Raw genomic sequence first — 10,064 nt, 5'->3', positions numbered from 1 at the left:
GGCCCCCGCCTGCGGGGGGAAGGGGGTGTTTATGCAGGGTATTCGGGAGGTGCAAGTTTTGAGGTTGCCCTAAGGGAAGGATGCCATGGGCCCGGGTAAAATCCGGGGCAGGATGCCTCCGGTATTGCACCCCCAAGGTTGGATCGAGGTTATAGCCGGGCCCATGTTCTCCGGCAAGAGCGAGGAACTCATCCGCAGGGTCAAACGGGCCCTCATCGCCCGGCAGCGGGTTTTGGTGTTCAAGCCTCGGCTGGACACCCGCTACCACGAAAGCCAGGTGGTGAGCCACGACGGCCAGCGGGTGGAGGCCATTCCCGTGGGCGAGGCCAGGGAAATCGAGGCGTACCTATCCCCCTTGCCCCAGGTGGTGGCGGTGGACGAGGTCCAGTTTCTGGATGCCGGCCTTCTCTCCCTGGCGGAGAATCTGGCCCGCCAGGGAGTGCGGGTAATCCTGGCGGGGCTGGATCTGGACTTCCGGGGTGAGCCCTTCGGCCTCATGCCGGAGCTTTTGGCCCGGGCGGAGTTCGTGGAGAAGCTTACAGCCATCTGCGCCCAGTGCGGGGCTCCTGCCACCCGCACGCAGCGCCTGGTGAACGGAAATCCCGCCCGCTACACGGACCCCGTGATCCTGGTGGGAGCCAAGGAGCACTACGAGCCCCGTTGCCGGGCCTGCCACCAGGTTCGTTACTGAGAGAGGGGCAGGGGAGCTCCTTTGCGCTTCTTGAACCGTACCTCCAGTACCCCCTGGCGCAGGCTTGCCTGGGCGGTGCCCTCCTCGATGGGGCCGGGCAGGTCCAGGGTGCGGCGGAAGGTGCCCATGGGTCTTTCTTCCAGGAGGTAGACCCCGGGCAAGGGGTGGCGGATCCCGGCCAGGGTGATGCGGCTTCCCTCCTCCAGAAGCTCCAGGTCCTCAGGGCGCACGCCGGGTAGGTCCACCAGCAGGATATAGTGCTCCTCGTCCTCGAGGAGGTCCACCTTGGGGGTCCAGGCGGCGGGTTCCTCCCCCGTGAGCTGGTAGGCCAGCTCGGCGATGCGCTCCTGTAGCTCTTTCAGCTTGCGCAGGGTCTCCAGGCGGTCTAGGCGCTCCAGCATGCCCTTAGCATAAGGGATGTGAAGGCGATCCCGGTCCTGGCGGGTCCCACGGGGAGTGGGAAGACCCTCCTGGCCTTGAGGCTTGGGGAGGAGCTTCCCCTCGAGGTGGTTTCCGCCGACGCCACCATGGTCTATCGGGGCCTGGACATCGGCACGGACAAGCCCAGTCCGGAGGAAAGGCAAAGGGTTCCCCACCACCTGGTGGACATCCTGGAGCCCTCCGAGGCCCTGAGCGTGGTGCGCTGGGTGCAGCTAGCGGAAACGGCCATCGCCGATATCCTGGCCCGGGGAAAGGTGCCTTTGGTGGTCGGGGGGACGGGGTACTACATCCGGGCCCTTTCCCAGGGGCTTCCCACCCTGCCCCCGCCTGATCCGGAGGTCCAGGAGGCTCTTTGGCGGGAGCTCGAGGAAAGGGGTCTTGAGGCCTTGGTGGCTGAGCTTTCCCGGGTCAGCCTGGAGGATGCCCTGCGGGTGGATGGGAACCCCAGGCGGCTGGTGCGGGCCTTGGAGGTGGTAAGGCGCACGGGAACGCCCCCCGCCCGCTTTCCCCTTCGCCCACCCCGGTTCGCCTACAGGAAACTGGTTCTCTGGCCTCAGCGCACCTGGCTTTTTCCCAAGCTGGAGGAAAGGGCCAGGCGCCAGTTCGCCCGGGGCTTGGTGGAGGAGGTAAAGGCCCTTTTGGAGCGGTACCCCATCATGCCCACCGCCCTCCAGGCAATTGGCTACAAGGAGGTGGTGGGGTACCTGAGGGGGGAGTATGGCCTTGAGGAGGCCTTGGCCCGGGATATCCAGGCGGTGAAGGCCTACGCCAAAAGGCAGTACACCTGGTTCCGCCACGAACCCGGGGACGTCACCTATTTGCCGAGGGGGGGGGAGGAGGCTTACCTGGGTTTTCGCGACTGGCTTAACCTTCGCTTCGGGCTATAGTAGGGGCATGTTGGCCCACGAGATCCGTGCCAAGGTGGCGCGGGGGGAGCTTTCCCCCCTGGAGATCGCCCAGGCTTACCTGGAACGAGTTCGCGCCTTGGACCCAACTCTGGGGGCTTTTCTCCGCTTGAACGAGGCCCTCCTCGAGGAAGCCCAAAGGGTGGACCCCTCCTTGCCTCTGGCGGGCCTGGTGGTGGCGGTGAAGGACAACATCGTCACCAAGGGGCTTGCCACCACCGCGGGTAGCCGCCTTCTGGAGAACTTCGTGCCCCCCTACGAGTCCACGGCGGTGGCCCGGCTGAAGGCCCTGGGGGCCTTGGTCCTGGGCAAGACCAACCTGGACGAGTTCGCCATGGGCTCCTCCACGGAACACTCGGCCTTTTTCCCCACCAAGAACCCCTTTGACCCCTCCCGGGTGCCGGGAGGCAGCAGCGGGGGGAGTGCGGCGGCGGTGGCCGCGGACCTGGCCCCCCTGGCCCTGGGCTCGGACACGGGGGGTAGCGTGCGCCAGCCCGCGAGCTTCTGCGGGGTCTACGGGTTAAAGCCCACCTACGGCCGGGTAAGCCGCTATGGCCTCATCGCCTACGCCTCGAGCCTGGACCAGATCGGCCCCATGGCCCGCTCGGTGGGGGATCTCGCCCTGCTCATGGACGCCATCTCTGGTCCCGATCCCCTGGACGCCACCAGCCTGGACCTTAAGCCCCGGTTTCAGGAGACCCTGGCGGAGCCCCTGCCCTCCTTGCGGCTTGGGGTGGTGCGGGAGGCCCTTTCCGGGAATAGCCCCGGGGTGGAGGGGGCTTTGCGGCAGGCCTTGGAGGTTTTCCGGGGGCTTGGCCTTCAGGTGAAGGAGGTGTCCTGGCCTTCCCTGTCCTTGGCCCTAAACGCCTACTACATCCTGGCCCCTGCGGAGGCCAGTTCCAACCTGGCCCGTTATGACGGGACCCTTTTCGGCTATCGGGCCGAAGGGGAGGAGCTTTGGCGGGTGCTGGAGGAGACCCGGGCCCGATTTGGCCTCGAGGTGAAGCGCCGCATCCTGGTGGGCACCTTCGTGCTCTCCAGTGGGTACTACGAGGCCTACTACGGCCGGGCCCAGGCCTTCCGCAGGCGGCTTAAGGCGGAGGCCCAAGCCCTTTTCCAGGAGGTGGACCTCCTCCTCCTCCCCACCACCCCCCATCCCGCCTTTCCCCTGGGAGGCAGGCCCGATCCCCTGGCCATGTACCGGGAGGACCTCTACACCGTGGGGGCGAACCTGGCGGGCCTTCCCGCCCTATCCTTCCCCGCCGGCTTTGAGGATGGCCTTCCCGTGGGCCTTCAGCTTTTCGCTCCCTGGGCGAGGGATGAACTCCTCCTGCAGGCGGCCTTGGCTTTTGAGGAGGCTACCGACCGGGCTTTCCTTCGTACCCCCTTGGGCGAGGCTTTGTAGTGGAGGCTTTCTTTCGCCACCGCTTGGCCACCCGCCTGGCCCGAAGGCTTAGGGCCGAGGGCAAGCCCTTGCCCCTTCCCGCCCTGGGGGAAGCCCTGGGGCTAAGGGGTCCGGTGGAGCCCGTGGTGCGGCCCCTCTTGGACGGGCGTTTCCACTTGGGGGAGGAGGTGGAGCTTTGGGAGTGGCACTACCCTTTCCCCTATCCCGGCGAGGCGGTGGTGGTCTTGGACCTGGAGACCACCGGGCTTTCCCCCGGCCTTAACGAGGTGATCGAAGTGGGCCTGGTGCGGCTGGAGCAAGGAGAGCGCAAGGGCTTTCAGAGCCTGGTGCGCCCAAGCCGCCCTCCCAGCCCCTTTATCGAGAGGCTTACGGGGATTCGCGCTTGGGAGCTGGAGAAGGCTCCTTCCCTCGAGGAGGTTCTGGAGAAAGCCTACCCCCTCTTGCGGGGGGCCACCTTGGTGATCCAAAACGCCAGCTTTGACCTGGGGTTCCTGAGGCCTGCCCTGGAGGGCATGGGCTATTCCCTGGAGAACCCGGTGGTGGACACCCTTCGCCTGGCCAAAAGGGCCATGCCTGGCCTCAGGCGCTACGGCCTAGACGCTCTTTCCCAGGTCCTGGAGCTTCCTCCCAGGGAAGCCCATCGGGCCCTTGGGGATGTGGAGCGCACCCTTGCCGTGGCCTACGAGGTGTATTATATGCTCACTTCAGGGATTCCCCGTCCCTTGGTGGACCTCGGGAGGTGATATGACCGCGCGCTATGTGCTGACCAGCACCTGTATTCAAACGGGAACCATGACCTTAACCGTCTCCCTCCGCCAGCATCTCCTCGGCAAGGAGCGGGTGCGCTTCGTGGACGAGGATGGGGAGGTGTACGAGGTGGAGGTGGACTGGAAACAGGGGGTGGTGCGGGGGCTTCTGCCTTACTATCAAAAGCGTCGCCTCGCCGTGAACGAGACCATCCTCCTCCACTTCCGCGGGGAGGAGGTGGAGCTTAAGGCCACCCCTAGGGGCCTCCCCCGGCTCGGGCAGGCGGAGTCCAGGGAACCTGCCCAGCCCGAAAGACGGGAGGCGAGACCGGCTGCTTCCGGGAAGGATCCCAAGGAGATGGGGGATCCCAAGCCGGAGAAGCGGCGGGTGCGGGTGACACCCTATCCCAAGGAGGTGCTTTTCCCCAACGAGCCGCAAAGGGCCTTGGAGCCCCCTGGGGTTACCGAGGACTTGAGGCGGCTTGGCTTCCTCCTGGAAGGAGGCCCCCCCTGGGTGTACAAAGCCCCCTTGGGGCGCCGCCAAGTGCTCCTGGTGTTGCTGCGTCCGGGGGAAGGGGAGCCCAGCCTGCTCAAGTCCTACCGCCAGCAAGGGGCGTACGTGGCCATCCTGGCGCCGGAATCCCAGAAGGAAGGGGTGCCGGAGGGAGTGGGATACCTTTCCCCGGAGGCGGTGAGCCGCCTGGTGCGCCTTAAGGCCCGCTTCCCCCTTTCGCCTTTGGACCTGGAGGACCTTCTTCGGGGAGGTTTTGTGGACCTGGAGGCGGTGGAATCCCTGGAGGACCGGTTGGTGGCCGAGCTTTCCGAGCGTGGGGCCTTTGCTGCCTTCCTCCTTTTGCTTTCCCGGAAGTCCATGGGGGAGGTGTTTTTGCTGGCGGATTTGGAGGCGGAAGCCTTGGAGGAAGGCCTCATCCCCGAGGTGGTGCGCCAGGGGGTGGAGGTGCTCTCCCAGCCTCCCTTTCTCCTGCTCAAGCGTCTTTCCCCCGGGGAGTTCCTGCTCAGGCAGGGGGTGGAGGAGGCGCTTTCCGATCTCCAGGCCTTCGCCGAGGGATTGAAGGGCCGGCTCAGCCGTGTCCGTGGGGTTTTTTGACGGGGCTGGCCTTGCCCAAGGCCAGATCAAAGCTTTGCCGGGCCCTCTCCTTTAGGGCCGCCACCTTTTCCCAGTCGGGGTAGCGGCCATACATGGCGGCCTTGGAAAGCTTGATGGGGTCGCCGGGAAACTCCTGGTAGTAGGCCCCGGTTTCCTTGGCGAAGGCGGCTACCTTGGGGTCGTAGGAAAGGGCAGCGAAGGGGGTACCAGCGGCTGCCGCCAGGATGAGGCCATGCAGGCGCATGGAGATCACATACCCTGCCTGAGCGGCCAGGTAAAGGACCCGCCTGGGATCCGAGGTGGCCTCGATTCGGTGGAGGTAGAACACCTTGCCTGCCTCGTCGTCGTAGCCGGGTTGGAGCAAAAGGACCAACACCCTTCTTCCCTCGTGCACCAGGTGGTTGGCGGTGATGTAGAGGTTTCTGAGGGCCTCAGGGTTTACCCCGGCTCGGGGAATCACCAGGACCAGGTCCTCTTCCCGTTTTACAGGGGGTGGGGTAAGGAGGAGGGCGGGATCGGCACCCAGGGTGGGGGACAGGCTCAGGCGCTTCGCGTATTCCCAGGAATCCTGGTCGCGAAGGATGAGGGGTACCCCCCTTAGGGCCCGCTTCACCTGCCTTTCCCCCCAAGGGCTAAGGGGGCCAAGGGACTGGTTGAAGACCACCACCTTCTTGCGGAAAAAGCGCGCGGCCCGGAGCACGGACAGGTAGTAGAGAAGGCTTAGGGAGCTGGTAGCGTCCTGCAAAAGCCCTCCGCCCCCCAGAAGCCAGAGGTCCGCCTGGAGAAGGGCCAAGGGGTTTAGGCGATGAGCGGCCCGGATTCCGTGTTCCTTTGCGGTTTGCTTGGGATCCCCGGAAAGGGCTAGAACCTGATGTCCCCTGGCCTTTAGCTCCCGGGCGATGGCCTCGAGGATGGCCTCGTCCCCGGCGTTTTTAAACCCGTAGTACCCCGCTATCCCAACCACCATGCCCTTAGCCTCCTTACCAGCATAACCCCGAGAAGCCCGAGGGAAACGCCCAAAAGCGCCCCGTTCACCACCCGGAAGAATGAGATGGGAAGGGGGGTGTGGAAGTGGCTGAAGGTGTTCAGGATGGAGGCCACTCCGAGAGCGGCGAGGAAGAGGAGGCCGTTTTGCACCCACTTCGGCCAGGGAAGAAGGAGGGCCAGGGGGAAGAGGGCGTGGCCGAAGACCTCCTTGAAGCGGGGGCGCACCATGAGGTCCTGGAGAAGGCTCCTGAGCTTCAGCTCTAGATCCGGGACCAAGGGGGCCTCGTTGCCCCGGCGCAGGAGGGCCAACAGGAGAAGGGCGAGGGCCACCCCTGCCAGGGCCACCTCCCCCAGGCGCAGGGGGTGCAGGAAAAGCCGGGTCAGGGTTTCCTTGTAGTTCCTGTCCAGGAAGCTGAAGGCCACCAGGAGGGGAGGCCCCAGGAGGGTGAGGGAAACGCCCTTGAAGGCTTGAAGCCCCAGGATGGTCTCCGGGGTGGAGCCCAGGGCCGAGAGGAAAACCGTTCCGGCCAGAGCGTAGCCCAGGGTGCGAAGCCACATCCAGAGGCCATTCCTGGGGCCTAGGAAGCCCAGCACGGGAAAGACCAGGGCAGCTAGAAGGGCTCCCGCCTGGCTTCCCGCATACCCCAGGGCCAGGAGAAGAAGGAGGAAGGCCACCCCCGGCCCGTACACGGGTAGCCCCAGGGCCAGAAGCCCTAGCCCCGACACCACCCCCACCCAGGCGGCCAGGCGGAGGGGGCTTGGCGTGAACTCCCGGACCACGGGATGGCCCAGGGGAATGTGGCTGGCCTCTAGGCCCTCCCGGATCCGCTTGAGGAAGCGTTCCGTGTCCTGGCGGTAGGGGTAGGGCCGGAGGTAGAGGAGCTGGTGGCCCCGTTCCCGGGCAGCCAGCACATACTTGTCCGCGGCCTCCTCGGGGGTCAGGGTGAGCTGCCACTCGTACCGCAGGCTAAAAAGCCTCAGGATGCCCTTTCCCCGGTAGGCGGCAAGCCCAGGCTGAGGTGTGCCCTCAATGAGGGCCACGGGTACCGGGACCCGCCCTCGGGCTTCCTCTAGGCGGTAGGGGTAGCCCAGGGCCTCGAGGCCAGCGAAGACCACGGCGTCCGCCTCCTTGGGAACGATGGGCAGGGAAGGGTCCAGGCGGCGGTAACGCTGGTTGATGGGGCGCACCGCCACAAAAAACCCGGCTTCCTTGGCAGTCCGGACCTCCTCCAGGGGATAAAAGGCGGGGAAGGCCTGGACATCCAGGGGGAAGCCCAGCCAGGGACCCACCCATTCGTGGGGAAGGTCATAGGCTGTCTGTAAGAGCTCCAGAAGCCCCCGGTTGCCCCGGAGGTAGTACCAGTTGGGTTTGGCGGGTAGCCCCGCTTCCAAAAGCTCCCTCCCGCTCCGGTAAAGAAGTTCCCCTTGCCCCACCCAGTCCTTCACAAGCCGTTCCGGGAAGGCCACCCCTCTGACCCCCAGGGGGCGGTAGGATTCCAGCACCTCTAAAAGGCTTTTCCCTTGGCTTTGAGCCTCCTCCCGCAGGGCCTCCGCATCCAGGAGGAGCATCACGGGACCTGGCCGCTCCGCACGCAAGCGGGGTTGAAGGGCCAAGAGGGAGGGCACCAGGGCCAGAAGAAGGAGAAGGTGGAGGAACCTTTTCATGCCACCCCCATCTCCGCCAGGCGGGCCAAGGCTTTGGCCTTGAGCATCTCCAAGGCCACTGGGTTCTGCCCGCCACCGGGCAGGATCACGTCCGCATGCCGCTTGGTGGGCTCCACGAAGGCCAGGTGCATGGGCTTCACCTTTTCCAAGTACTGGCGTACCACGCTTTCCAGGCTACGCCCTCGTTCCTGGACGTCCCGCTCCAACCGACGGATGAAACGCTCGTCGGCGTCCGCATCCACGAAGACCTTGAGATCCATAAGGGCCCTGAGGGGCTCGGGGTAGAGGACCAGGATGCCCTCGAGGATCACCACGGGAGCGGGCAGGACCCTTTCCGTTTTCGGGCTTCGGGTATAAGCCCGGAAGTCGTAAAGGGGCATTTCCACCGCCTGCCCGGAAAGAAGGGCGTGCACATGCTCAAGATAGAGGGGAAGGTCAAAGGCCTCCGGGTGGTCGTAGTTGGCTTGGAGGCGCTCCGGAAAGGCCACGTGGGAAAGATCCCGGTAGTGGTGGTCCATGGGGAGCAGGGCCACCCGCTCCCCTAAGGCCTTGGCCAGGGAGCGGGCCAGGGTGGTTTTGCCGCTGGCGCTTCCCCCAGCGATGCCTATGATGAAGGGCTTATCCCGCCGGCTCACCCTTCCATGATAAGGGCGGGGGAGGGCATCCCCCGCCCAAAGGCCTATTCCTAGCGGGCCACCGCTTCCCGTTCCTGGGCGTGGCCGATGGTCTGGTCGCTTTCCACGTCAAAGGCATGAAGGCGGGAGGTGTCGGCCAGAAGCTCCACCCTATCCCCGGGCTTCACCGGAGCGTGGCCGTCCACCTTGGCCACCAGGACCGTGCCGTCCACGCTCACGTGGATCTCGGTTTCCGCCCCCAGGGGCTCGGCCACCTCCACCTCGCCCCGGATGACGTTTTCCTCTTCAGGGATCACCGTGTAGCCCTTCAGGCCCAGGTGCTCGGGGCGGATGCCCATCCAAACCTCCTTGCCCCCATAGGGCCTCAGGGCCTGGGCCAGGATGGGGTTTGCCCGGACCCGGAAGCCCGGGGCCACCAGGTATACCCTTTCCCCCTGCACCTCCACCCCAGCCCGGATGAAGTTCATGGAGGGGCTACCGATGAAACCCGCCACGAAGCGGTTGGCGGGAAAGTCGTAGAGGTTTAGGGGGGTGTCCACCTGCTGGATTTCCCCGTCCTTCATGACCACGATGCGGTGGCCCAGGGTCATGGCTTCCACCTGGTCGTGGGTCACGTAGATGGTGGTAACCCCAAGCCGCCTTTGCAGCTTGGCGATCTCCGCCCGCATCTCCACCCGGAGCTTGGCGTCCAGGTTGGAAAGGGGCTCGTCCATGAGGAAGACCTTGGGCTCCCGCACGATGGCCCGGCCCATGGCCACCCGTTGGCGCTGGCCGCCGGAAAGCTCCCGGGGTTTGCGGGTTAGGAGGTGCTCGATCTTGAGGATACGGGCGGCCTCCTTCACCCGGCGGTCTATTTCGTCCTTGGGGTAGCGCCTTAAGCGCAGGCCGAAGGCCATGTTCTCGTAGACGTTCATGTGGGGGTAAAGGGCGTAGTTCTGGAAGACCATGGCGATGTCCCGGTCCTTGGGGGGCACGTCGTTCACCAGGCGGTCGCCGATGTAGATGCGGCCCTCGGAGACCTCCTCGAGGCCGGCGATCATGCGCAAGGTGGTGGTCTTGCCGCAGCCCGAAGGCCCCACGAAGACCACGAACTCCCCGTCCTCGGTTTCCAGGTTGAAGTCCTTGACCGCCACCACCTTGCCGAAGCGCTTCCAAACGTGCTCCAGCCTAACCTTGGCCATGCTTTACCTCCTAGGCCCCGCGCTTTGAGCCTGCAAGGTAGCCCTTCGGGCTGACCTTGGCCCATCGGGGGTTCACGGGCATTATTATATACCGCCCCGGCTTTGGGCTTCGGAAGGGCTTTTCTGGTCCTGATACTAAGTGCCCATGCACGAAGGTTGCCCCATCGGCAGGGGTGAAGGCGGCTTGCCCATAGTCCTTTTGGGGTCCCCGCCGTGGCGCAAGCCCCAACGGGGTACTTAGAGGCTGTCGTAAAAGTCTTGTATCCTTGAAGGGTGCAGAGGACACGCACATCTTACCCC

The 10,064-nt window shown here is 65.3% G+C and carries 10 protein-coding genes; 5 read left to right on the top strand and 5 right to left on the bottom strand.

Translation table 11 applies throughout. The features are described 5' to 3' along the window. Positions 1–112 precede the first annotated feature (112 nt). Positions 113–691: a thymidine kinase gene (locus C2847_RS11855; protein WP_105318537.1), complete on the top strand. Its 579-nt coding sequence runs from the start codon at positions 113–115 to the stop codon at positions 689–691. Here the strand turns inward: C2847_RS11855 and C2847_RS11850 are convergent. After that, complete coding sequence (locus C2847_RS11850; protein WP_105318536.1) at positions 685–1,092, bottom strand: Hsp20/alpha crystallin family protein; 408 nt, start codon at positions 1,090–1,092, stop codon at positions 685–687. The two genes, C2847_RS11855 and C2847_RS11850, sit on opposite strands and share 7 nt — an antisense overlap. Positions 1,093–1,110: 18 nt before the next feature. Here C2847_RS11850 and miaA point away from each other — a divergent pair, with 18 nt between their 5' ends. The 4 genes from miaA to C2847_RS11830 are packed head-to-tail and all read left to right on the top strand — an operon-like array spanning position 1,111 to position 5,296. Further along, complete coding sequence (gene miaA / locus C2847_RS11845) at positions 1,111–2,019, top strand: tRNA (adenosine(37)-N6)-dimethylallyltransferase MiaA (RefSeq protein ID WP_105318535.1); 909 nt, start codon at positions 1,111–1,113, stop codon at positions 2,017–2,019. 7 nt (positions 2,020–2,026) lie between these two features. Continuing rightward, a complete protein-coding gene (gene gatA / locus C2847_RS11840; protein ID WP_105318534.1) occupies positions 2,027–3,442 on the top strand; it encodes an Asp-tRNA(Asn)/Glu-tRNA(Gln) amidotransferase subunit GatA in 1,416 nt (471 codons plus the stop codon). Next, positions 3,442–4,185, top strand: a complete 744-nt coding sequence (locus C2847_RS11835; RefSeq protein ID WP_105318533.1) for a 3'-5' exonuclease — start codon at positions 3,442–3,444, stop codon at positions 4,183–4,185. The genes gatA and C2847_RS11835 overlap by 1 nt, the downstream gene beginning before the upstream one ends. A gap of 1 nt (position 4,186) precedes the next feature. Next, positions 4,187–5,296, top strand: a complete 1,110-nt coding sequence (locus C2847_RS11830) for a hypothetical protein (RefSeq protein WP_105318532.1) — start codon at positions 4,187–4,189, stop codon at positions 5,294–5,296. On the opposite strand, the gene csaB is transcribed toward C2847_RS11830, so the two are convergent. From csaB to C2847_RS11810, 4 genes are read right to left on the bottom strand one after another with little or no spacing between them, the layout of a single operon-like run. Then, complete coding sequence (gene csaB / locus C2847_RS11825; protein ID WP_105318531.1) at positions 5,271–6,263, bottom strand: polysaccharide pyruvyl transferase CsaB; 993 nt, start codon at positions 6,261–6,263, stop codon at positions 5,271–5,273. The genes C2847_RS11830 and csaB overlap by 26 nt on opposite strands. Then, a complete protein-coding gene (locus C2847_RS11820) occupies positions 6,248–7,948 on the bottom strand; it encodes a DUF5693 family protein (RefSeq protein ID WP_105318530.1) in 1,701 nt (566 codons plus the stop codon). The genes csaB and C2847_RS11820 overlap by 16 nt, the downstream gene beginning before the upstream one ends. Next, the gene (gene udk, locus C2847_RS11815; RefSeq protein WP_105318529.1) at positions 7,945–8,583 is read right to left on the bottom strand and encodes a uridine kinase; all 639 of its coding nucleotides are present in this window, start codon (positions 8,581–8,583) and stop codon (positions 7,945–7,947) included. The genes C2847_RS11820 and udk overlap by 4 nt, the downstream gene beginning before the upstream one ends. A gap of 50 nt (positions 8,584–8,633) precedes the next feature. Next, the gene (locus C2847_RS11810) at positions 8,634–9,764 is read right to left on the bottom strand and encodes an ABC transporter ATP-binding protein (RefSeq protein WP_105318528.1); all 1,131 of its coding nucleotides are present in this window, start codon (positions 9,762–9,764) and stop codon (positions 8,634–8,636) included. Positions 9,765–10,064: the final 300 nt, after the last annotated feature.

The sequence above is a fragment of the Thermus tenuipuniceus genome, assembly GCF_002964845.1.
GTDB classification, from domain to species: Bacteria; Deinococcota; Deinococci; order Deinococcales; family Thermaceae; genus Thermus; species Thermus tenuipuniceus.
The sequence above is the reverse complement of the archived record's forward strand: the minus strand, read 5'-3'. Positions and strand labels throughout refer to the sequence as shown.